The organism is Duganella dendranthematis, assembly GCF_012849375.1.
Classification (GTDB): Bacteria; Pseudomonadota; Gammaproteobacteria; order Burkholderiales; family Burkholderiaceae_D; genus Rugamonas; species Rugamonas dendranthematis.
In genome coordinates this window covers 3,201,376-3,225,008 of sequence record NZ_CP051684.1, presented here as the reverse complement: position 1 = coordinate 3,225,008, position 23,633 = coordinate 3,201,376, and the positions used below count along the sequence as shown (strand labels likewise).

At 61.9% G+C, this 23,633-nt stretch carries 19 protein-coding genes and 1 tRNA gene; 10 read left to right on the top strand and 10 right to left on the bottom strand.

Annotation, left to right across the window (positions count from 1 at the left end; translation table 11 throughout):
- Window position 1 precedes the first annotated feature (1 nt).
- The 6 genes from HH213_RS14650 to trpC all read left to right on the top strand — a co-directional run bounded on the left by HH213_RS14650 (window position 2) and on the right by trpC (window position 5,466).
- Window positions 2-685: a phosphoglycolate phosphatase gene (locus HH213_RS14650; protein ID WP_169112704.1), complete on the top strand. Its 684-nt coding sequence runs from the start codon at window positions 2-4 to the stop codon at window positions 683-685.
- 214 nt (window positions 686-899) lie between these two features.
- Window positions 900-2,396 (top strand): anthranilate synthase component I, encoded by a 1,497-nt coding sequence (trpE, locus tag HH213_RS14645; RefSeq protein WP_110846630.1) that lies wholly within the window; start codon window positions 900-902, stop codon window positions 2,394-2,396.
- Between the two features lies 1 nt (window position 2,397).
- Window positions 2,398-2,961: an anthranilate synthase component II gene (locus HH213_RS14640; protein ID WP_110846629.1), complete on the top strand. Its 564-nt coding sequence runs from the start codon at window positions 2,398-2,400 to the stop codon at window positions 2,959-2,961.
- A gap of 17 nt (window positions 2,962-2,978) precedes the next feature.
- Entirely contained in the window at window positions 2,979-4,016 is a 1,038-nt protein-coding gene (gene trpD / locus HH213_RS14635; RefSeq protein WP_169112703.1) for an anthranilate phosphoribosyltransferase, read from the top strand.
- Window positions 4,017-4,018: 2 nt separating this feature from the next.
- Window positions 4,019-4,660 (top strand): LysE family translocator, encoded by a 642-nt coding sequence (locus HH213_RS14630; RefSeq protein WP_169112702.1) that lies wholly within the window; start codon window positions 4,019-4,021, stop codon window positions 4,658-4,660.
- A complete protein-coding gene (trpC, locus tag HH213_RS14625) occupies window positions 4,660-5,466 on the top strand; it encodes an indole-3-glycerol phosphate synthase TrpC (RefSeq protein ID WP_169112701.1) in 807 nt (268 codons plus the stop codon). The genes HH213_RS14630 and trpC overlap by 1 nt, the downstream gene beginning before the upstream one ends.
- On the opposite strand, the gene HH213_RS14620 is transcribed toward trpC, so the two are convergent.
- From HH213_RS14620 to HH213_RS14590, 7 genes are all read right to left on the bottom strand, one after another.
- Window positions 5,463-6,635 (bottom strand): GGDEF domain-containing protein, encoded by a 1,173-nt coding sequence (locus tag HH213_RS14620; RefSeq protein ID WP_229263435.1) that lies wholly within the window; start codon window positions 6,633-6,635, stop codon window positions 5,463-5,465. The two genes, trpC and HH213_RS14620, sit on opposite strands and share 4 nt — an antisense overlap.
- 144 nt (window positions 6,636-6,779) lie before the next feature.
- Window positions 6,780-8,600, bottom strand: coding sequence for a M61 family metallopeptidase (locus HH213_RS14615; RefSeq protein WP_169115188.1), 1,821 nt, complete (start codon window positions 8,598-8,600; stop codon window positions 6,780-6,782).
- A complete protein-coding gene (locus tag HH213_RS14610; protein ID WP_169112700.1) occupies window positions 8,600-9,166 on the bottom strand; it encodes a nucleotidyltransferase family protein in 567 nt (188 codons plus the stop codon). Before HH213_RS14610 ends, HH213_RS14615 begins: the two co-directional genes overlap by 1 nt.
- A gap of 5 nt (window positions 9,167-9,171) precedes the next feature.
- The gene (locus tag HH213_RS14605) at window positions 9,172-11,394 is read right to left on the bottom strand and encodes a xanthine dehydrogenase family protein molybdopterin-binding subunit (RefSeq protein WP_169112699.1); all 2,223 of its coding nucleotides are present in this window, start codon (window positions 11,392-11,394) and stop codon (window positions 9,172-9,174) included.
- Window positions 11,395-11,404: 10 nt separating this feature from the next.
- Window positions 11,405-11,863, bottom strand: coding sequence for a (2Fe-2S)-binding protein (locus tag HH213_RS14600; protein WP_110846622.1), 459 nt, complete (start codon window positions 11,861-11,863; stop codon window positions 11,405-11,407).
- Window positions 11,864-11,891: 28 nt separating this feature from the next.
- Window positions 11,892-12,620, bottom strand: coding sequence for a DsbC family protein (locus HH213_RS14595; RefSeq protein WP_110846621.1), 729 nt, complete (start codon window positions 12,618-12,620; stop codon window positions 11,892-11,894).
- Window positions 12,621-12,641: 21 nt separating this feature from the next.
- Window positions 12,642-13,862, bottom strand: coding sequence for an FAD-dependent monooxygenase (locus HH213_RS14590; protein WP_169112698.1), 1,221 nt, complete (start codon window positions 13,860-13,862; stop codon window positions 12,642-12,644).
- A 77-nt stretch (window positions 13,863-13,939) separates the two neighbouring features.
- Between HH213_RS14590 and HH213_RS14585 the strand changes: the two genes are divergently transcribed.
- Window positions 13,940-14,015: transfer RNA gene (locus HH213_RS14585), tRNA-Phe, on the top strand.
- Between the two features lie 260 nt (window positions 14,016-14,275).
- Window positions 14,276-15,067, top strand: a complete 792-nt coding sequence (locus tag HH213_RS14580; RefSeq protein WP_169112697.1) for an FkbM family methyltransferase — start codon at window positions 14,276-14,278, stop codon at window positions 15,065-15,067.
- A 45-nt stretch (window positions 15,068-15,112) separates the two neighbouring features.
- Here HH213_RS14580 and HH213_RS14575 read toward each other — a convergent pair whose 3' ends face one another.
- Together HH213_RS14575 and HH213_RS14570 are read right to left on the bottom strand one after the other, a co-directional pair.
- Complete coding sequence (locus HH213_RS14575; RefSeq protein ID WP_169112696.1) at window positions 15,113-17,773, bottom strand: M1 family metallopeptidase; 2,661 nt, start codon at window positions 17,771-17,773, stop codon at window positions 15,113-15,115.
- 132 nt (window positions 17,774-17,905) lie between these two features.
- Window positions 17,906-20,578 (bottom strand): WD40 repeat domain-containing protein, encoded by a 2,673-nt coding sequence (locus HH213_RS14570; RefSeq protein ID WP_169112695.1) that lies wholly within the window; start codon window positions 20,576-20,578, stop codon window positions 17,906-17,908.
- 173 nt (window positions 20,579-20,751) lie between these two features.
- On the opposite strand from HH213_RS14570, the gene trhP reads away from it, so the two are divergent.
- Together trhP and HH213_RS14560 are read left to right on the top strand one after the other, a co-directional pair.
- Complete coding sequence (gene trhP / locus HH213_RS14565; RefSeq protein ID WP_169112694.1) at window positions 20,752-22,107, top strand: prephenate-dependent tRNA uridine(34) hydroxylase TrhP; 1,356 nt, start codon at window positions 20,752-20,754, stop codon at window positions 22,105-22,107.
- An 83-nt stretch (window positions 22,108-22,190) separates the two neighbouring features.
- A complete protein-coding gene (locus tag HH213_RS14560) occupies window positions 22,191-23,048 on the top strand; it encodes a CAP domain-containing protein (protein ID WP_169112693.1) in 858 nt (285 codons plus the stop codon).
- Between the two features lie 18 nt (window positions 23,049-23,066).
- On the opposite strand, the gene HH213_RS14555 is transcribed toward HH213_RS14560, so the two are convergent.
- Window positions 23,067-23,603 carry a DUF2058 domain-containing protein gene (locus HH213_RS14555; protein ID WP_371875703.1) on the bottom strand — a complete coding sequence of 179 codons (537 nt, stop codon included), beginning with the start codon at window positions 23,601-23,603 and terminating at the stop codon, window positions 23,067-23,069.
- Between the last annotated feature and the right edge of the window lie 30 nt (window positions 23,604-23,633).

The following is a 23,633-nucleotide window of genomic DNA, read 5'->3' as shown; positions in this document are numbered from 1 at the left end:
GATGAGCGTACTGGCAGACGTGCGCGCCGCAATCATTGACCTCGACGGCACCATGCTGGACACGATCCCCGACTTCCACGTCGCGATCAACGGCATGCGCGCGGAACTGGGCCTGGGCCCGATCACGCAGCAGCAAATCGCGCTGATGGTCGGCAAAGGCTCGGAAAACCTGATCCGCGCCGTCCTGGCGCTGGATTGGGACGCCGACCGCATCGAGGCGGCCTTTGCGCCAGCGATGGACGCCTACCAGCGCCACTACCTGAGCATCAACGGCAACCACAGCGTGCTGTATCCGGACGTGATCGCCGGCCTGACCGCCATGCAGGCCCAAGGCTTGCGTCTGGCCTGCGTGACCAACAAGCCAATCGCCTTCACCACGCCGCTGCTGAAGCAGAAAGGCCTGGACGGCTTTTTCGAGGTGGTCTACGGCGGCGACTCGCTGCCGCGCAAAAAGCCGGACCCGCTGCCGCTGCAAACCGTGTGCGCCGACTTTGACCTGCCGCCGTCGCAGGTGGTGGCCATCGGCGACTCGTCCAACGACGCCCAGGCCGCGCGCGCCGCCGGCTGCCCGGTGCTGACCGTGCCATATGGTTATAACCACGGAGAGTCTATACACGACATCGATTCCGATGGTATAGTTAATACGCTGCTAGAAGCGGCAAGCCTGATCCGTTCGCATAATTAACCGTTAGCTGAACCAAACCTGACCGAAATGTCTCTCACCAAAAAACACACCGTCAACCAAACAGGCTCGATTGAGGCCTGGCTTTGGCGACGCTGGCAATCCTGGCAAAACTAAGCCGAATTGATTGCTGTCGTCCGCATTCCCATGCGCGACAGGTTTTTTGAACACACCACCGCTGGCACACCTCCTTATTCCGGCGGCATGGAGAGAAGATATGACCGAACTCGAATTCAAATCGTTGGCCACCGACGGCTATAACCGCATCCCATTGATCGCGGAAGCCTTCGCCGACCTCGAAACCCCGCTCACGCTGTACCTCAAACTGGCGCAAACCCAGAACGCCGGCAAGAACACCTTCCTGCTGGAGTCGGTGGTGGGCGGTGAGCGTTTCGGCCGCTACTCCTTCATCGGCCTGCCGGCCACCACGCTGCTACGCACCTTCGGCAACCGCACCGAGATCGTCAAGAACGGCGCGGTGATCGAGACCCACGAAGGCAATCCGCTGGACTTCATCGAAACCTATCAGAAGCGCTTTAAAGTGGCGATCCGTCCCGGCATGCCGCGCTTCTGCGGCGGCCTGGCGGGCTACTTCGGCTATGACACCGTGCGCCACATCGAGAAAACCCTGGCCAACGGCGCGCAGAAGGATGACCTGGGCCTGCCCGACATCCAGCTGATGGTGACCGAGGAACTGGCCGTCATCGATAACCTGAGCGGCAAGCTGTATCTGATCGTGTACGCCGACACCACGCAGCCGGAGTCGTATTCCAAGGCGAAGCAACGCCTGAAAGACCTGCGCGTGATGCTGCGCCGTGGCGTCGAAGCGCCGGTGACCAGCGCCTCGGTACGCACCGAAGCCGTGCGCGAATTCGCCAAAGAGGATTACCTGAAAGCGGTGGCCCGCGCCCATGAATACGTGCTGGCCGGCGACTTGATGCAGGTGCAGATCGGCCAGCGCATTCGCAAGCCGTATGTCGATTCGCCACTCAGCCTGTACCGCGCGCTGCGCTCGCTGAACCCATCGCCGTATATGTACTTCTACAATTTCGGCGACATGCAAATCGTCGGCGCCTCGCCGGAGATTTTGGTCCGCAACGAAACCGCGCCGGACGGCGAGAAAAAAGTCACGCTGCGTCCTATCGCCGGCACCCGCCCGCGCGGCGCCACACCGGAACGCGACGCCGAACTGGCCAAGGAACTGCTGGCCGATCAAAAGGAAATCGCCGAACACGTGATGCTGATCGACCTGGCGCGCAATGACCTGGGCCGTATTTCGGAAATCGGCAGCGTCAAGGTGACCGACCGCCTGATCATCGAAAAATACTCGCATGTGCAGCACATCGTCTCCAACGTCGAGGGCAAGCTGAAAGACGGCCTGTCCAACCTGGACGTGCTGCGCGCCACTTTCCCTGCCGGCACGCTGACCGGCGCGCCAAAAGTGCGGGCGATGGAAGTCATCGACGAACTGGAAATCTCCAAGCGCGGCATCTACGGCGGCGCCTGCGGCTACCTGTCGTTTGGCGGCGAGATGGACGTGGCGATCGCGATCCGCACCGGCGTGATCAAGGACGGCAACCTGTACGTGCAGGCCGCCGCCGGCATCGTCGCCGACTCGATCGCCGAAATGGAATGGCAGGAAACTGAACACAAGGCGCGTGCTGTGCTACGCGCCGCCGAGCAAGTGCAAGATGGTCTGGACGGGGAGTTCTAACATGCTGCTGATGATCGACAATTACGACTCCTTCACCTACAACATCGTGCAGTATTTCGGCGAACTGGGTGAAGACGTGCGCGTCTACCGCAATGATGAAATCACGATTGCGGAGATCGAGGCGCTGAATCCGGACCACATCTGCATTTCCCCGGGTCCGAAAGACCCGTCGCAAGCAGGTATCTCCATCGAGGTGCTCAAGCACTTCGCCGGCAAGAAGCCGATCCTGGGCGTGTGCCTTGGCCACCAGGCCATCGGCGAAGCGTTCGGCGGCAAGGTAATCCGCGCCAAGCAGGTCATGCATGGCAAAACTTCTTTAATCGCGCATACGGGTGTGGGCGTCTTCAAGGACCTCCCTTCTCCCTTCACAGTGATCCGGTATCACTCGTTGGCCATCGAGCGCAGCTCGCTGCCGTCCTGCCTGGAAGTGACGGCATGGACCGACGACGGTGAAATCATGGGCGTACGACACAAGGAATACGACATCGAGGGCGTGCAGTTCCACCCCGAGTCGATTCTGTCGGAACACGGCCACCAACTGTTGAAGAACTTCCTCGTCCGCTGATTAAAGAAGGAAAAGCCATGCCTATCACCCACCAAGAAGCGCTGGTGCGCTGCATCGAACACCGCGAGATTTTCCACGACGAGATGCTGCACCTGTTCCGCCAGATTATGTCCGGCGAAATGTCGCCGACCATGATCGCGGCCCTGACCATGGGCCTGCGCGTGAAAAAAGAAACCATCGGCGAAATCGCCGCCGCCGCGCAAGTGATGCGCGAGTTCTCCACCAAGGTACCGATGGCCGACACCACCGGCCTGCTGGACATTGTCGGCACCGGCGGCGATGGCGCGCATACTTTCAACATCTCCACCACCGCGATGTTTGTCGCGGCGGCGGCCGGCGCGCGCGTGGCCAAGCATGGCGGCCGCAGTGTGTCGTCATCGTCGGGCAGCGCCGACGTGATCGAATCACTGGGCGCCAACATCAACCTGAAGCCGGAGCAGATTGCGCAATCGATCGCGCAGACCGGCATCGGCTTCATGTTCGCGCCTAACCACCACGCGGCCATGAAGCATGTGGCGCCTGTGCGCAAGGAACTGGGCGTGCGCTCGATCTTCAATATTCTGGGACCGCTGACCAATCCGGCCGGCGCGCCGAATATTCTGATGGGCGTATTCCACGCCGACCTGGTAGGTATTCAGGTGCGCGTGCTGCAACGCCTCGGCGCGCAGCACGCCATCGTGGTGTATGGCAAAGACAATATGGATGAAGTGTCGCTGGGCGCCTCCACCCTGGTCGGTGAGCTGGTGAACGGCGAAATCCGCGAGTACGAAATTCACCCGGAGGATTTCGGCATGCAGATGATCGCCAGCCGCAACCTGAAGGTGGCCGATGCGGCGGAATCGAAGCAGCGCATGATGGAAGCGCTGCGCGGCGAAGCCGGTCCGGCCTACGATATCGTGGCGCTCAACGCCGGCACCGCGCTGTATGCGGCCGGTGTGGCCAGTTCGATCGAGGATGGCCTCAAACGCGCGCGCTTTGCGATCACTTCCGGCGCGGCGCTGCGCAAGATCGATCAATTCGTCACCGTCACGCAAACGCTCGGCAAGGATAACTGAGCATGTTCGGCATCCATGACCTGACGCTGTTTATCATCTCGGGCCTGCTGCTGAATATCATGCCCGGTCCCGATTCGCTGCTGATCATGACGCGCAGCGCGACACAAGGCTGGCGCGCCGGATCGGCCGCCACGCTGGGCATCGGCGCCGGCACCATGGTGCATGTGCTGGCTGCAGCACTGGGCTTGTCGGCGCTGCTGTCGACGTCCGCCGCCGCGTTCACGGTAGTGAAGTGGATCGGTGCGGCGTACATCGTCTACATGGGCATCGGCATGCTGCGCGCCAGGCTGCGCGGCGAGGAGACGTCAGCACAGGCGCCAGCGGTGCAGCCGCTCGCATGGCGCAAGATCTTCCTGCAAGGCTTTCTGACCAATGTGCTGAACCCTAAAGTGGCGCTGTTCTTCCTGGCGTTCGTGCCACAATTTATCGCGGCCGATTCCAGCAACAAGCCGCTGGCCTTCATCCTCCTCGGCGCAATTTTTAATTTTAATGGCATGCTGTATTGCCACGGCTTGGCCCTATTCACCGCCTTTGCCAGCACGCGCCTGAACATCAAGCCGCGCGTGTCGCTGTGGCTGAACCGCACCATGGGTGGCCTGTTCCTGGCCCTCGGCGTGCGCCTTGCACTCTCGGAGCAACATTAATGTCTGACATTTTGAACAAAATCCTGGCGGTGAAAGCCGACGAAGTGGCAGCCGCCAAAAAATACCGCAGCTTCGCCAGCCTGCGCGACGAGGTGGAATCCAACGCCGACCTGCGCGCCGGCCTGCGAGGCTTTGAAGCCAGCCTGCGCGCCAAGATCGCAGCAGGCCACGCCGGCGTCATCACCGAAATCAAAAAAGCCTCGCCGTCGAAAGGCGTGCTGCGCGCCGACTTCCGTCCGGCGGACATCGCCGCCACCTACGAAGCCAATGGCGCCGCCGCGCTGTCGGTGCTGACCGACGAGCAGTTCTTCCAGGGTTCCGTGGCCTACCTGCAGCAGGCGCGTGCCGCCTGCGCGCTGCCGGTGCTGCGCAAGGACTTCATGGTCGACGTCTACCAGATCTACGAAGCACGGGCGATGGGCGCCGACGCGATCCTGCTGATCGTGTCCGCGCTGGATCACCGCCTGATGGCGGAAATGGAAGCCGTGGCCCACGAACTGGGCATGGACGTGCTGGTGGAAACCCACGACGGCGACGAACTGACCGCCGCGCTGAAGCTGAAAACCGCGCTGGTGGGCGTCAACAACCGCAATCTGCGCACCTTCGAGGTCTCGCTTGAGAACACCCTCGTCCTGCTGGACCGCATGCCGCCGGAAAAACTGGTGATCACCGAATCTGGCATTCTGGCGCCGGCCGACGTGCAGCGCATGCGCGCCGCCAATGTGCACGCCTTCCTGGTCGGCGAAGCCTTCATGCGCGCGCAAGACCCAGGCGCCGAGCTGGCGCGCCTGTTTGAGATGAATTAAGCCCTGGCTGCGGCCCGCAGCGGCTGCACCACTTCCGCCGCGACCTCGTAACGGTTACGGCCTCTTTCCTTAGCGCAATACAACGCCTTGTCGGCGCGGATCAGCAGATTATCCAGGCTTTCGTCCGCGCTGGTCTGGCAGGCCACGCCGATGCTGACCGTGTACGGCGGCACGCCCGGACGGACGGTGCACAGCGCCGATTGGATGCGCTCGGTGATGTGCAGCGCACGATCCAGTCCGGTAGCAGGCAACAGCACGACGAATTCCTCGCCACCGAAACGCGCCACGTGGTCCGACACGCGCAAGGCCTTGCCTATCACTTGGGCCACATCGACCAATACCCGGTCGCCGACAGCGTGGCCATGGTTATCGTTAATCCGCTTGAAGTAATCGATGTCGATATTTAGCATCGTCAGGAATGTTTTTTCCCGGCGCATCAAGGCATGTTCTTTGGCGTAAATATCCGCAAAGCCACGGCGATTTAATGTCTGGGTTAATGGGTCCAGCGTCGAGCGGCGCTCCAGCGTAATTTGCAGGCGACGCGTGCAGACCGTCATAAAACCTACCGTCATCATCAATGTCATGAAATGCGCTGTAGCCAGATAAAGACTGGCGAATGTCCCGGCGCCAAGCAGATTAACATCGCTATTACTGGTTACCGCCAATACGCCGCGCATGCCGACCATAATTGATTCTATCGTCATCAAGATGACGAAAAACCACATGGAAAAATGATAATCGCCGCGCTTTAATATGACGTAGATGGCGCGCGCATGCAATATAAATACGATGACGGAAGAAAACGCGACGCGAATGCTGAAACTTGGCGAAACCCACAGCCAATATGCGAGCAATACAGCGATTAATATCCAGCTTACATGAAACAACCACCACGATGGCCGCGTCTCGTAAAACCGCTCAGTCCCAATCATCATTAATCCCAATCCCCAAGTCATTACTATATTGGAGAATAAGAGCACGCTATCGGATTTGCCGTGCAGTGCGAACAGCACGACGCCGGTCACCAGTAATACCAGCGCCAGCGCCCAGTCGCGCAAGCCGTGGATTTCCTTGGGGAAGTTCAAATATGCCGAGTACAGCACGACGCTCATGGCGGCAGCCATCAACGTTGCCATCAGCAGTATGGTGTTAGGGTCGGGCAAACTCATGTGCGGGGATTCTAAACCACAAATCCGCATGAATGGAAATTTCGCCCGAGTCACGCCGGAACTTGGCGAGTACATGCCAAAAACTGGCATGGAATGAGCGAAAAAAAGGCCGCATCGGTGGATGCGGCCATTTGCAGCGTTGTGTTAGCGGCTAGCGCTCGGGCGTAACGGGCCGACCGATTTTTTACCGGCAGCTTCCAGCGTCAGGGTAATGCCTGGCACCCGGTCACCTTGCAGCGTCAAATCGAAGCGCATTAATTCATCACGGCGGAAGGCGTGCACCTCCACTGTTTCGCCGACTGCATAACGGGACAGCAGCGTATCCAGATTAGTCGCAGTTACGCGCAAGCCATCGACGGCAATCAGAATATCGCCAGCCGACAATCCAGCCTGCTGGGCAGCGCCATTCTCATGCACGGCCGATAGTTTGCAATCATTGCCGTCCTTGCCCAGATTGGCGTCAAAACTCGGCTTGGACGATTTACGCTCGTCGTTATATTTAACGCCGAATGGCGCCAGCAATTTAGCCAACGGCAAATCTTCCGTACCGCGAATATATTTATCGAAGAATGGCTTGAAGCGGCCACCGCTGATTTCATCGAATAAGGCTTCCGCTTCCGCCGGCGTGACGCCACGGCCGCCACCAGTATAAAAGTCACGACCATAACGCTGCCACAAAGCGCGCATCACATCATCCAGCGATTTCTCGCCGCCGGTTTTAGCACGAATACTCAAATCGAGCGCCAAACCAATCAGCGAACCCTTGGTGTAATAACTGACGATTGCATTCGGCGCATTTTCATCCTGGCGATAATATTTACCCCAGGCGTCGAAACTGGAATCGGCCACACTTTGTTTGGTACGACCGGCACCGCGCAATACGCTGCCCACGGTTTTACCCAGCAATTTGAAATACGCCGGCTCACCGATAATCCCGGCGCGCACCAGCATCAAATCGTCGTAATAACTGGTAAAGCCTTCAAACAGCCACAGCAGCGGCGAATAATTCTCGACTTGCAGGTTGTACGGCGCAAACGCGGCTGGCTTGATGCGCTTGACGTTCCAGGTGTGGAAGTACTCGTGACTGCACAGGCCCAGGTATTGCAGGTAGCCGTCGCTGATGTCCTTGCCCTTGGCCGCCGTGGTCGGCAGGTCGCCCCGGTTGCAGATCAGCGCGGTCGAGGCGCGGTGTTCCAGGCCGCCGTAACCGTCGCCCACCGCCATCGTCATGAAGACGTAGCGGTCCATCGGCGCTTTTTTGGTTTTCGGCTCGAAGAAGGCGATCTGCGTTTCGCAGATTTTTTTCAGATCGGCGCTCAGGCGCGCCAGGTCCAGGTTCGGCACGCGGCCGGTGATGACGATGTCGTGCGGGATGCCATGCGCCTTGAACGTGGCCAGCGCAAAGTCGCCCTGCTCCACCGGATGGTCGATCAGCTCATCGTAGCTGGACGCGATATACGTGCCATAACCATAACGTTTCGCTTTCAGCTCGGGCAGCGAGGTGGCCACGCGCCAGCCGGCGGCGGCTTCATCGGCCGGACGCTGGATGTCCACCACGTGCGGCAGCTCTTCCTGGCCCAGCACACGCAGGAAGGTGCTGGTGCCGTTGAAGAAGCCATGGTTCTGGTCCAGATGCGCGGCGCGCACCGACAGATCCCAGGCGTAGACTTCATAGTGAACGGTCAGCGCGGCGCCGCGATCGGCCAGCGGCGCGGCCTGCCACGAATGCTTATCCAGCTTGGTCAACTCGACCGGCTCGCCCTTCGATTCGGCGCGGATGCGGACGATATTGCGCGAAAACTCGCGGATCATATAGCTGCCCGGTATCCACGCAGGCAGCGCGAAAATCTGGCCGCCTTCGGCCGGCGCGGCCACCGTCACCGAGACGTGGAACAAGTGCGCCGCCAGATCATGGCCGACGATGGTATAGGCGATAGCCGGAAGGGTTTTGCTCGGTTTTTTCATCATAAGTCCTGTTTTGTGTCGATGTCGCGCACCACGCCTTCGTCATCGACCACCACTTCGCTCACTGCATGGCTCTTTAAAATTGCGCGCGCGCCCTGGTCGCCTTCCAGCGCCAGCAGCAACGGCAAATGATAGGAACTAAAGGCGACCGGATTACCGCGCCGCCCTTCATACACCGGCGCTGCAATGCGCGCGCCGTGTTCTATTGTAGCGGCCAATGCGCGCATGGTGTCTGGCCTTACGAAGGGCATGTCGCCCAGGCCAATGAGCCACCCTTCGGCGCCCTTGGTAAATTCGATGGCGGTAATCAGGGATTCGGCCATGCCCAGGTCGGCGTCGGCGCACACGCGCACCTCGCAACCGAGACGGCCCAGCAGCGCGGCGACCTTGTCGTCGCCCTCGCGCACCACCGCCAGCACGCGCGGGAGCGCGGCCAGCATATTCCTGGCGCTGGCGGCGACGACGGTCTCACCATCGGCCAGCGTTTGCAGCAGTTTGTTTTCTATGCCGGACGGGTCGAAACGTCGACCGCGTCCGGCTGCCAGCAGAATGCCGGTTAAGGCCATCCGGTTCAGGCGCTCGCCAGATCGAACGGCAGTTTGCGCAGGCGCTTGCCGGTCAATTTGAACAAAGCGTTGGCGAAGGCCGGCGCCAGCGGCGGCAGGCCCGGTTCACCCATGCCGGTTGGCGGATCGTTCGACGGCACGATGTGCACATCGATCACCGGCATGTCCGTCATGCGCGCCACGGTGTAGTCGCTGAAATTCTGCTGCTCGACCACGCCGTCCTTCAGCGTGATGGCAGCGCCGGACAAGGTCATGCCCAGGCCCATCAGCGCCGCGCCCTGGATCTGCGCTTCGATGGTCAGAGGATTGACCGCCGTGTTGCAGTGGACGCCCGCCGTCACCTTGTGCAGCTTCGGCGTGCCGTTCTTAACGGACGCCACCACCACGTAGGCGATCACGGTGTTGAACGATTCATGCACCGCCACGCCATACGCCTGGCCCTTCGGCAAAGCCTTCTTGCCGTAGCCGGATTTGGCCACCGCCAAGTCCAGTGCGGCGATGTGGCGCTTGCCCTTCTCGCCCACCAGCTTTTTGCGATACGCCACCGGATCCATCTTGGCCGCGTGCGCAGCTTCGTCGATCAGGGTCTCCATCACAAATGCGGTGTGGGTCGAGCCGACGGAACGCCACCACAGCACCGGCACGTTGGCCTTGACGGTGTGCGCGCTCAGGTTCAGCGGCACTTCGTACGGTTCACCCATGCCTTCGACCATGGTCGAGTCGACGCCGTTCTTGACCATCATCGGCTCAAACGGCGTGCCGCTGGTGATCGACTGGCCGACGATGACGTGGTCCCACGCCACGATCTCGCCCTTGGCATCGATGCCGATGTCGGCACGGTGCACGTGCGACGGACGGTAGTAACCACCCTTGATGTCGTCCTCACGGCTCCAGATCACCTTGATCGGTTCCTTATGGCCGGCGGCCTGCCATACCTTGGCGATATTGACCGCTTCCACCAGATAGTCAGAAGTCGGCACCGCGCGGCGGCCGAAGCCACCACCGGCCATCATCGTGTTCAGCACCACCTGCTCCGGTTTCAGGCCGGCGGTGGCGGCAATCGCGCCCTGGTCGACGGTCTGGAACTGCGAGCCGGCCCACACCGTGCAGCCATCTTTGCGCAGGTCGACCACGCAGTTCAGCGGCTCCATCGGCGCGTGCGCCAGGTATGGGAACTCGTAGACAGCGGAGATTTTCTTCGCCGCGCCAGCCAGCTTGGAGGTGTCGGCGGTGCGCACCGGCGAGCCGGCCTTCTGCGCCAGCGCCTTGTACTCGGCTACCTGCTTCTCGCTGCTGACCTTATCAACGCCGCTGGTATCCCAGTCGATGGCCAGCGCATCGCGCGCGCTCTTGGCCGGCCAGTAGCCGTCGGCGATCACCACCACGCCGCTGCCGCCACGGTCGGTCTTCACTTCCAGCACATCGATCACGCCCTTGATGGCCTTGGCCTTGCTGGCGTCGAACTTGGCGACCTTGGCGCCGAATACCGGCGGCCGCGCCACGACAGCGACCTTGCTGTCCGGCGCCTTGAAGTCCATGCCGAACTGCTGCTTGCCGGTCGATTTGGCGCGCGCATCCAGCCGCTTGGTCGGCTTACCGATCAGCGTGAAGTCCTTCGGATCTTTCAGCGTCACGGTGGCCGGCACCGGCTGCTTCATGGCCGCATCGGCCAGCGAACCGTAAGTGGCCTTCTGACCGGCAGGGCCGATCAACGTGCCCTTGACGGTCTTGATCTGCGCCGCCGGCACCTTCCACTGCTCGGCCGCCGCCGCGATCAGCATCTGGCGCGCCTTGGCGCCGATTTCGCGGTACTGCGTGTACGAGTGGGCGATACTGCCCGAGCCGCCGGTGATCTGGATGCCGAATGCAGGATCTTTATATTGATCGCCGGCCGGCGCCAGCGCGCCGCGCACTTGCGACCAGTCGGCGTCCAGCTCTTCCGCGATCAGCATCGGCAGCGAGGTTTGCACGCCCTGGCCGAACTCCAGGCGGTTGACCTGCACCGTCACCGTGTTATCCGGCGCGATGTGCAGGAAGGCGTTCGGTTCGTAGACCTTGGCCGGCGCCTGCTGCGCGTTGGCCCAGCGGCCCGCGCCTGGCATGAAGAAGCCCAGTACCAGTCCACCGCCGGCGACAGCGCCGGCTTTCATGAAGCCGCGGCGCGACACGCCGGCCGCCGTTGCGGAACCGCTTACCATCGTGCCTTGATTTAACCATTCGATACGCATGTTGGTCTCCTCAGGCAATCGCTTTGGCAGCGTCTTTGATGGCAACGCGGATGCGCTGATAGGTGCCACATCGGCAGATATTGCCGGCCATGGCGTTGTCGATCTCGGCGTCCGACGGATTCTTGTTAGTGCGCAGCAGTGCGGTGGCGCTCATGATCTGGCCACTCTGGCAGTAGCCGCATTGCGGCACGTCGATCTTGACCCATGCGTCCTGCACGGCCTTGCCGACCTTGTCGGCTTCCATCGCTTCGATGGTGGTGATCTTCTGGCCCTCGGCCGCGGAAATCGGCGTCACGCACGAGCGGATCGCCTGGCCGCCCAGGTGCACGGTGCAGGCGCCGCACAGCGCCATGCCGCAACCGAACTTGGTGCCGGTCATGTTGAGGTTATCGCGCAAGGCCCACAGAATGGGCGTCGATGGATCTGCGTCCACCTGTACATCCTTGCCGTTGATGTTCAAAGTGATCATGTGAATCTCCCTGGTTGGACTACTACGGTTACTGCTTAACTTTGCTGAATTTTTCTTCCAGCGACTTGGCGTCGATCGCGCCAGGGATGCGCGAACCATCAGCGAAGAAGATCGCCGGCGTGCCCTGGATGCCAAGCTTGTGGCCCAGCTCCACCACCTCGTCGTTCGGCGCTTCGCACTTGGCGTCCGCCGCCGGCGCGGCTTTGCCGCTCACCATCCAGTCGTCCCAGGCTTTGCTGCGGTCCGGCGAGCACCAGATATTCTTCGACTTGACGAAAGAATCATCCGACAGGATGTTGTACATGAAGGTGTAGATGGTGACGTTGTCGGTTTCCTTCAGCGTGGTCTGGCGCAGACGCTTGCAGTAGCCGCAGTTAGGATCCTCGAACACCGCGATCACGCGCGAGCCGTCGCCCTTGACGGTCTTGATGGCTTTATCCAGCGGCAGGTCGGAGAACTTGATCTTGGTGATATCGTCAATGCGCTCGCGCGTCAGGTCGGCGCCGGTGGACAAGTTGAAAATATGACCATTGATCAGATACGTGGCCGTCTTGTCGGTGTACAGAATGTCATTGCCGATGCGGACTTCATACAGGCCGCTGTATGGCGTCTCGGTGACCGAATCAACCTTGACGTTGACGCCCAGGCGCGGTTCGATCAGCTTCTTGATCGCTTCGGTGCTCGGCGGGGTCTGCGCGCCAACACAGGATGCCATCAACACCGACAACGACAGCAAAACGGACTTACTCTTTCTCATAACTTCTCCGGTAACGACTGACTACTTGCCCATCGCGTGAGAGATCAGGCGACGCTTCAGCACAGGTAATTTATCCAACAAGTTTAATCCGAAATTACGAACCACGCGCAGGGGCTCGATATCGGTCTCGAACAGGCGCGCCAGACCATCGGTGGTCACCTGCATCAACAGCACGTCTTCCTTGCGCGCGCGCGCGTAGCGGGCCAGCACGCGGTCGTCGCCGATGCCGCGCTGCGGCTCGCGCTCGGACAGGGTCTTGATCAGCTGCGCCACATCGCCAAAGCCCAGGTTCATGCCATGGCCGGCCAGCGGATGCACCACGTGGGCGGCATCGCCGATCAGCGCCACGCGCGGCGCCGTCATCGCGTGCGGACGGATCAGGCGCAGCGGGAAGTCGCGCACCAGCTCCGGTTGCAGCGGCGTCAGGGCGCCCAGCTTCTCGCGCGCGAACACCGCCAGACGGTCGGCGATCTGCTGCGCCGACTCGGCGCGCAAGGTATCGGCCAGCTGCTCCGGCGCCGACCACACCAGCGATACTTTATTTCCCGGCAGCGGCAGCAAGGCGACGATGCCCTCTGCGCCGGTGAACCACTGATGGGCGGCGCCATAGTGCGGCAGTTCGCAGGCAAAGTTGGACACCACGGCGCGCTGGTTATAGCTGCGGTAATCGAGGCCGATATCGCACTGGCCGCGCACCCACGACTGCGCACCGTCGGCGCCAACCACCAGCGCCGCGCGGATGCTGGTGCCGTCGTCCAGCAGCACGCTAGCGCTGTGAGCGTCGCGCAGCAGACCGGTGGCGCGGCCGGTGGCCGTCTTCACGTTCTGGGCGAAGCGGAGCGCGGCGTCCAGCGCCTGATTCAGGTTGCGGTCTTCCAGTATCCAGGTCAGCGCATTGGTGTGGGCGCCGTAGGCGTCGAACGCCAGCCCGCCGGCGTGCGGGCCGTCGCCGTGGACGATCATCGCATCGACCGGCGCCACCCGCGTGTGGTCCAGCGCATCCCAGACTTTAAGCGACGACAGCAGATGATGCGCGGTGTGATTCAGCGCATAAACGCGCGCGTCCCAGCCCGGATCGGCCGCCGCTGGCGCCGGCGGCGGCGAAGGCGGCCCCAGCAACGTCACACCCAGGCCGGCCTGGGCCAGGCCCAGCGCCGCGGTCTTGGCAATCGCGCCATTGCCAACTATGCAAATATCACTTTCGATCACGCGCAGCGCCGCGGAGGGGGTGGGCTTATTCATCCGGCCATTATAGCGTTTGTGATGAATGGAATTTGGCCCTTGCACTTTTCCGGCGGGATGCTATAATTCTGCTCCTTGGCCTGGTAGCTCAGTTGGTAGAGCAGAGGATTGAAAATCCTTGTGTCGGTGGTTCGATTCCGCCCCGGGCCACCAAGAATATAAAAAACGCCACCTTCGGGTGGCGTTTTTGTTTGCGCCGCTACTTTCGTAAGCCACTTTCAACCCTCCTCCTCCGTAGACGCCAGACCGCATAGCAGTCTTCATCCTGCGCGACCCCGGTTTGATAGACAGATCACATTGCCCCTCGCAAATGATTTCATCAAGACAAGCGCGCCATGAGCAAGGCGACACACTTATGCTACATTGCAACTTATAGAAGCTGTCTGGAAAATCAAGGGCTAGGATCCATCAACATGAAAAATTTGCGACCAATCGCTTTTGTATTAGCGAGCACCAACCACGGCTCCATGCTGGTGAACCGCCACGACTATCGCATCGTGCCAGGTGGCGGCTATGGCGTCGGATACCAATTGTTAAACTCATCGGCATTTGATCCACAAGAAATTGATTTTGCCGTGAAGCTCCTGATGACCCGAAGGGAGAATTTCGGCGACGGTGTCGTCGCGATCGACTGCGGCGCCAACATTGGCGTGCATACCATCGAGTGGGCGCAGGCCATGCACGGCTGGGGCGAGGTCATCGCTTTCGAGGCGCAGGAGCGCATTTATTATGCATTGGCAGGAAATATCGCACTGAATAACTGCTTTAATGCCAAGGCAATTTTTGCCGCAGTTGGCGCTAGCGCGGGTGAGATATCGGTTCCCCAGCCAAATTATTTTTTGCCTTCCAGCTTTGGCAGTTTGGAAATCAGAAAAACCGACACGACTGAATTTATCGGTCAAAAAATCGATTATGCAGAGGAAAATTGCGTACGAACGCAAATGATGTCTATCGATCAGCTCAACCTTAAGCGATTGGACTTCATCAAAATAGATATCGAAGGCATGGAGATGGAAGCGTTGATGGGCGCCGAACAATCGATCAGCAAATACAAGCCGCAATTGATGATTGAAAAGATCAAATCCAATGAGGAAGAAATTCGCGCATTCCTGGAAAAACTGCAGTACAAAATTTTCCCATTAGGCATTAATTTAATCGCGGTACACAAGGACGATCCTGTGGCCGAACAGATCAAGGTCAGTTAAATGGCCCGACGCCAACCCATACAGGTTGGCGTCCGGCGCCACCCCTCAGTTAGCCGCCACCTTGGGCGCGATCGCGGCGTCGGCCGCCTTGCGCATCAAGGCCTGTTCGGCGTGCTTGAAGCGGGCGCTTTCCATGCCGCGCGCCAGTTGCGGCGCCAGTTCGGCCGGCACCTTCTGCTTGATCCAGGCTTCCAGCTCATCCGGTGGCAGCGCGCGCCAGAACAGCTCGGGAACGTATTGGGCCAGGTACAGCGGACCAAAAGGCGCAAACGGCGACATCAGCGCATCCGCATTGGTAGTGAAACTGCTCCACGCCAGCTGTGGATGCTCGTCCGTCAGCCTGGCCAGCAGCGCCATGCGCACCGTCCCGGCCTGCTTGGGAATCTCATCCGACATGACGATGGCCACCGCCTGCTTGGCCAAGGCCGGATCGCGCACCGCCATCAACGCCTGATAATAGCGCCGGATCTCGGTTTCGTTCTTCGCGCTGCGGGCAATCGCGTGCAGCTGCTCGAACTCGGCCGGCGTGGCCCCCAGCGCGACGATCGTCAACACCGTGGCCTGGTCTTCGGCCGCGATGCTGCCGCGATCAGCCACGAAGCCGGCGAAACGCTTGCGCGCTTCGGCGATCACTTCGGCGTCGCCCCAAGCGCCCAGTTCCGTCAACACCGCGCGGCGTAGTTTGACCACGCCGGGCGTGTCGTCCGCCCGCGCATCCCAGCCCAGCTGGCGCGACAGCGGCTTGATCAGGTCGCGCGCATAGGTGCTGAACGCGCCATGGCCCGGCGCGCCGCGCTCATACGATTCGATGGTCGCCAGCACGCCGGTGATCTGTTCCCACGACCGCTGGTTCTGCACCGTGCCCATGGCCGAGGCCAGCGCCAGGTAGCTGCCCAGCGGCGCCGCGCCCGCTTCGGCCAGCGCCCACTGGTCGTCCAGCATGGCGATGCGGTCGCCATCGGTCATCTTGGTGAAGTCGCGGGTATTGCGCGCCAGCGTGGCCTGGTCGTAGGCGACGCGGTAGTAACCGACCGCGTTGGCGTTGATGGTCAGTGTGTCGGCGCAGTTGCCGGCGTCGATTTTCTGGCCGTCGCTGGTGAACAGCACGGCCTTGGCCGCGCCGCTGCCGCTGCGCACCTGCAACGGCACCTGCCAGTGGCCCTTGCCCGTTCCCAGTCCTTGCAGCAGGAAGCGTTGCTGCGTCAGCGTGACAGTGCGCTTGCCATCGGCGCCGCAACTGGCGGCCACCGACACCAGCGGGAATCCCGGCTGGGTGGTCCACGAGGTGGCGATCGCGCTGACTTTGTCCCCTTTACCGCCCTTGCCGCCCGCCGTGTCGAGCGCGCGCCACAGGTCGCCGCCCAGCGTGTTGGAATAGGCGTGCTGCTTCATATAGCTGCGGATGCCCTGGCGGAAGCGGTCCGGTCCCATATGGTTTTCCAGCATGCGCAGCACCGCCTGGCCCTTGCTGTAGGTGATGGCCGGATCGAAGGCGCTGCTGGCCTCCAGTTCGTTGACCACATGCTGCACGATCGGATGCACGCTGGCCTGGGCGTCGGCGGTCATCGCCTCTTCCTTGGTGCCGTCCTCGCGCTCCCACCAGTGCCAGCTTGGATTGCGCAGGTCGGTTTCGCGCGCCGCCATCCACGAGGCGAAGCTTTCGTTGAGCCACAGGTCATCCCACCAGCCCATGGTCACCAGGTCGCCGAACCACTGGTGCGCCATTTCGTGCGCCTGGATCGAGAACACGCCCTGGCGGTTGGCCAGCGTGCTCGACGGCGTGATCAGCAGCGCCTGGTCGTTGTAGGTGATCGCGCCCCAGTTTTCCATCGCGCCGCTGAAGCCGCCCGGCACCGCGATCGAGGTCAGCTTGGGCAGCGGATACTTGACGCCGAAATAATCGTTGTAATCGTCGAGGATCTGCTGCGCCGCCGCCAGCGCCGCACGGCCGCCCTCTTCCTGGCCCTTGACCGCCACCACGTTAAAGTGCGTGCCGTTGTGGTCGGCGCTGATCTCGGCCAGGTCGCCGGCCGAGAATTCCACCAGGTAGGACGCCATCTTCGGCGTCGCCGCAAAGCTGGTGGTGGCCAGTTCGCCGCTGACCTTGCGCGTGGTCTGCGGCATGTTGGAATACACCGCCCACTTGGCCGGCACCGTCACGGTCAGCTTGTAGACCGCGCGGAAGGCCGGCTCATCCCAGCACGGGAACATGCGGCGCGCGTCGGTGGCTTCGAACTGGGTGCTGAGCATTTCGCCCTGCACGCCATCCGGCGTTTTGTATTGTTGGGCAAACAGGCCGACCGCCTTGGTTTCGATCTGGCCGGTGTAGTCAAAGCTGAGCGTATGGCGGCCTTTGCGCGCCGGGGCGTTGAGGGTCACGGTGGTCAGCTGCTTGTCGTCGCTGGAGTCGACGCTCTTGACCGGTTTGCCGTCCAGCAGCACATTGCTGAGCTTTTGATTCAGCGAATTGAACTGGATGGTGGCGGTGGCTTCCTTGAAGTCGAGCAGGATGGTTTCGTTGCCGGCGATCTTGCGCGCGGCCGCATCCGGCGTCAGGGCGATGCTGTATTCCAGCGGCACCACGTTCTTGGGCAGGCGGCCGGGGGCGGTCGCGAAGTTAAAGACGGCCGGGGCGGCATCGCGCGCCAGGACCGGAATAGACGGGAAAGCCAACGCCAACGCCAAACTCAACACACCTGCACGCATATTGCTCTCCTGAAGGAAGCCGGCGGCTTGCCGGCCATGATCGAAATGACAATCAGGAAATATACACTGGTTTGGGGCAAGCAGATGACATAAATGGCGGCGCCAGCACTGTAGCGCCGCCATCACCCTTGCTTAATGCGAGGCCGGCAACACCAGGCGGCGCATGGCTGCAGCCTGACGACCACCTTGCAGCGCCGGGATCGGCGCCACGATCAGGCGCGCATCGCCCAGGAAGAACAAGGTCTTGCCATCGGGGCTGATCGTACCCAGCGCGCGCGTATCGCACTCGTAAGTGTTGACCGCGCAAGTCGGATAATCCGCCAGCTCGAAGTAACCCAGCAGCGGCAAGTCGGTGCTGGTGACCATGCGCGTGCTGCTGTCAAACACATAGACGCGCGGCTTGCTGGTGGCTCCGACGTACAGACCACTGCTGTCGTACGCCATCACATACAAGCGCTTGCCATCCGGCGAGAACACCGGCGTGCGGCCGTAATACGTGTTATCCGGGATGACCACCTGGCCGATGATGTTGAGATCGCGGTCCCACACCTTGTAAGTGCCTTCCGCAAAGCGCTCACCGTGCAGGCTTTGCGCGCTCTCGAACCAATGGCCCAGACCGCTCGGCGCCTGTTGCGCCACCTGGTCGCGGCTATCCAGCGAGATGATCGGCGGCAACGGTGTATAGCTGGCCGATTGCACGATATTGATGCGCGAGCCGTCGCCCGACACCGACGCCCAGCCAAAGGCATACGGACCGCCTATATTGCCGAAGCTCTTGCTGACCAGATCAAAATACGCCATGTAGCCGCCATCGTCCTGCACGCCGGAAGCGCCGGAGAACAGCACTTTGCCATCATTGCGCACCGCCATCCGTGGCAGGGCGTTCAGCGTTTCGCCATACACGCTGCCAGCTTTGAAGCTGCCTTGTTCGGCCAGCGTGCCCGGATCGAACAGCTTGATCTGGCCGCTGGTCACCGTCACGATCAGGCTCTTGCCATCCGGTGAAAGCGCCACCTCGTCGGCACTGGAGACCGGTACGCTGGTGGCATTCCAGTTGGTGCCGCTCTTACCGAAGCGCATCAGCGAACCCAGCGTCTTGTTGACGGTGAACAGCGCCTGCCGCTCGGGGTCGAACACCAGGCCGCCCTTGTTGCCTTGCGCCGCTACCGCCGCGTAGGCCAAGGCCGGTTGCGATACCGTCTTCAGCGTGACGCTGCCGGAGCTGGCGCCCATGCTGTTGGACAGCGCCACCGTGGCATCGCCCTGCGCCGCCGGCAGGCTCAGTTCAAACTGCGTGTCATTGACGCGCACAATTTGCGCGGGCTTAGTGCCTGTCACCTGCAGCACCTGATTCAGATTGGTAATCGCGTCGAAGCCGCGGCCGCGCACGATGTAATTGCCCGCCTCGCCAGCCAGGCGGGTATGCGGACTGATGTAACTGACTTCCGGCAGCCGCTTGTCCAGCGTGACGGTGAACTTGGTGCCGGCGGCTTTGCCGCTGGCCAGGCTCAAGGTAATGTCGGCCGTGTAGGTGCGGAAATTGGCCAGCTTCAGCATTTGCGCCACATTCACCGACACCCCCAGCTTATCGGTGCGCAGCGAACCGCTGGTGCGCGACAGCTGCAGCCAGGGCGTATTGCTGCTGGCCTGCCAGCCTTGCACCGGCAGGTTCGGCATGTCGATGCTGATCTGTCCGCTCAAGGTGGCAGGCGTGCTGGCCGCATCGACCGTCAGGGTCGAGCTGCCGGTGACGTTCCAATCCGCCGCCACCACGTTCAGGCTGACGGGCACCGACACCGGCAGCAGGTCGTTGCCGCCGCTCAGCACCAGGTCGGCCAGATAGGCGCCGGGACGCAGACTGGCGGCCGAAGCGACCACGCTGACGGCGCCGCCGACGCCCGGCGTCACGGTCAGCCAGCCCGAATCGCCCGTACGGTATTGCACACTGGTGCTTAAGCCCTGTGCCCAGTTCGGCAGCGTCACCTTCAGTTGCTGGCCGCTGCTGGCATAGCCGGCCGGCGCCGAGAACGCCAGGCTGGTGCGGTCCGGGGTGATGCTGCTGACCGAGGAAGGATCGGCCGTGACGCGATAAGTCACCGGAATGGTGGTCGCGCGGCTGCCCGCGCTGACCGTCACCAGCCCGTTGAAAATGCCGGGCCCCTTCGACGCGGCGATCACCGTCATGCCGCTGGAGGTGATATTCGCAACCCGCAGCCAGGTGGCATTGGTCGTCGCGGAAAAACTGCTCACGCCGCTCGGCAACTGCACCGTCACTGGCGTGGAGGCCGAGGCGCCGGTAAGCGAGCTGAGGTCGACACTGCCCGGGGTGACCTTCAAGCCCTTGCCGACACTGACGGTATAGGCAACGTTGACCGGCGAGCCTTTGAAGTGCTGGTTGCATTGCGTATCGGCGCACATCGACAGCTTCAGCGTGCCGGAATACTCGCCGGCCGGCAGCTGCATTTTCGGATAAACAAAGAACTGCGCCTGCGGCCCAATGATGCGGGCTTCCACATGATCGATGGCAGTGCCCAGGTCCTCGCCGCCAAAATAGGCGGTGGTCGGCACATTGCTACCACTGCCCGTGCCCATAATGATCTGCGACGGGATCACGCTGCCTTCATCGCCGCTAAACCGCAACTGGGTCCGATCGATGCTCACTGAAAATCCGGGAGCCGGATCAATGGTCGAACCGCCGCCTGACGAGCCGCCGCCACTGCCGCCGCCGCCACCGCATGCGACCAGCAGCGACGACAAGCCAATTGCAGCTAGATAGCGCAGCTGATTGATTTTATAGATTAACAATATGTTCTCTTGGGAAATTTAAAAAAAAAGCAATTTTATCCCAGGATTGTAAATCTATGTAAAGAGACATGAGACCGGTATCATCCCACGTTTGCTCGGCAAGGCATTTTTTGATCTGGCGCAAAGCTTGGACTGGACAGCATCACTAGAATCCACCACTTTGCCCGCCGTCTATGCTCAAAGCTCCCGAACTTCTTTTGCCCGCCGGCTCGCTCGACAAGATGCACGCCGCCTTCGATTTCGGCGCCGACGCCGTCTACGCCGGCCAGCCGCGCTACAGCCTGCGCGTGCGCAACAACGACTTCTCCACCCTGCCGACGCTGCAGCAGGGTATCGAAGGCGCCCACGCACGCGGCAAGCAGTTCTTCGTCGCCAGCAATATCTTCGCCCACAACGCCAAGCTCAAAACTTATCTGCGCGACATGGAACCGGTGATCGCCATGAAGCCGGACGCGCTGATCATGGCCGATCCCGGCCTGATCATGATGGTGCGCGACAAATGGCCGGAAGTGCCGGTGCACCTGTCGGTACAGGCCAACGCCGTCAACTGGGCCGACGTCAAGTTCTGGCACCGCATGGGACTGACGCGGGTGATACTGTCGCGCGAACTGTCGCTCGATGAAATCGAGGAGATCCGCCAGCAGTGTCCGGAGATGGAGCTGGAAGTATTTGTGCACGGCGCGCTGTGTATCGCCTACTCCGGCCGCTGCCTGCTGTCCGGCTACTTCAACCATCGCGATCCCAACCAGGGCACGTGCACCAATTCCTGCCGCTGGGACTACAAGGTGCAGCACGCCGCCGAGGACGCCACCGGCGACTTTGCCCAGGTGATTCCGCTGCAATTTCAGAAAGCCTTGCAGGAAGCCGAACAGCGGCCGTTCTCGTCGCTGCACCAGCAGCCGCGCCATGCGCTGGCCGATCAGGCCTATCTGATCGAGGAAGCCGAACGCCCGGGCCAGCTGATGCCGATCATGGAAGATGAACACGGCACCTACATCATGAACTCCAAGGACTTGCGCGCGGTCGAGCATATCGAGCGGCTGGTGAAAATCGGCGTCGACTCGCTGAAGGTGGAAGGCCGCACCAAGTCGCTGTACTACGCGGCGCGCACGGCGCAGGTGTACCGCCGGGCCATCGACGACGCCGTGGCCGGGCGGCCGTTCAATATCGACCTGCTGGGCCAGTTGCAAGGGCTGGCCAACCGCGGCTACACGGACGGCTTCTACCAGCGCCACCACACCCAGTCCAACCAGAACTATATGCGCGGCGCGTCCGAAGCCCACCGCAGCCAGTACATCGGCGACGTCTTGAGCGTGGAAGACGGCTGGGCACGGGTGGAAGTGAAGAACCGTTTCTCGGTCGGCGACCGGCTGGAGGTGATCCACCCGCAAGGCAACCGCGACATCGAAGTGAACCGCATGCTGGACGACCACGGTGCTGACATCCGTGTGGCGCCCGGCAGCGGTCACTTCGTCCGCATTGCGCTGGACGCCGCGCTGGACCGGGCGTTGCTGGCACGCTACCTGTGAGCGCCGGTATCGCCGGCGCGAGGCTTGCCGGCGGGACTTAAATATGTCACCATGGCAATATGAGTTACTCACTGAGAACTATATTGCTAACCCTGCCGTTCTGGTGCGGCGCCCTCTTCGCGGCCGACGCTGCGGCGGCGCAGACGGACGGCGAGCTCCTGACCGCGCTGGTTAACGCCTACCGCGCGGCGCCCGGCGCCTGTCACGCCGCCCCGGCGCAGCCGGCGCCGCCATTGACGCAGCCGCCGGCGCTGGCAGCGGTGCGGCTGGCGCCGGGCGTCATCCTGACGGCCGCGCTGGAGCGCGCCGGTTATGCCAACGACAAGGCGGATGCCATTACGATCAGCGGCGCCCGTACGCCGCAGGACGCCATGGACCTGCTTCAGCGGGAGTTCTGTAACACCCTGCTCGACACCCTCTACACCGACATCGGCAGCACGCACGACGGCGCCGAATGGACCGTGGTACTGGCCCGCGCCGCCGCGCCGCTGCCGTCCACCAGCTGGCCGGACTGGCATGACGCCGGCCAGGCGATCCTGCGGGAAGTGAACGCGGCGCGCGCCAGCGGCCACGATTGCGGCGGCCAGCTGATGCCGCCGGCGCCGCCGCTGCTGTGGAACGCGCAACTGGGCGACACCGCGCTGGGCCACAGCAGCGACATGGCGCAGAAGCGCTATTTCAATCACACGGGCGCAGACGGCGGCAACGTCGGCGACCGCTCGCGCCGCGCTGGCTATAGCTGGAAACGCATCGGCGAGAACATCGCCTTCGGCATCAACTCCCCGCAGGCAGCGGTGGCCGGCTGGCTGGCCAGCCCTGGCCATTGCGCCAACATCATGAATCCTGGCTTCACAGAGATGGGCGCGGCGTACGCCGTCACGCCCGAGAAGCAGGCCGGCCTGACTTACTGGACGCAGGTGTTCGGCAAACCGCGCTCGTAGCGCTTACCGCACCGCCGCTTACCACATCAGATCATCAGGGATCTTGAAGGCGGCGTACGGATCGTCCTCTTCCACCTCGGTGCTGACTTGCTTGACGCGCACCACGATGCCGGGATTGCGCTCGGCGATCTTGTCGGCGATCACGCGCGGCACCAGTTCATAGCCGCCGCCCTCGCCGACGATCACCAGCCGACCCGCCACCAGATGTTCGCGCACCGCCGGCGTCACGTAGATCCGCTCAATCTTGGTGCCGAAAGTGAAGTTGTAGGCGATATCGGCGTGGTTGCCCTTGCTCTGCTTATTCTGCTGCACCATCTGCGTGATCTGCGCGGCGATGGCTTTCTGCTGTGCGGCGGCGTCACGCTCGGCGTTGGCCAGGCGCGCCTTTTCCGCATTCGCGCGTTGCAGCTCCTGCGCTGCCAGCTTGGTCTCGTCCACGCTCTCGACACCGGCGCGGCGATTGTCCTTCTGCTGCTTGCTCTTATTCTGATTGGCGACTTTGACTTTGCTCTTGTCGACCAAGCCGGCTTTTAATAACTGATCCGCCAGTCCCATGATGCTCACTCCTTTTCAACGAAGGCGATA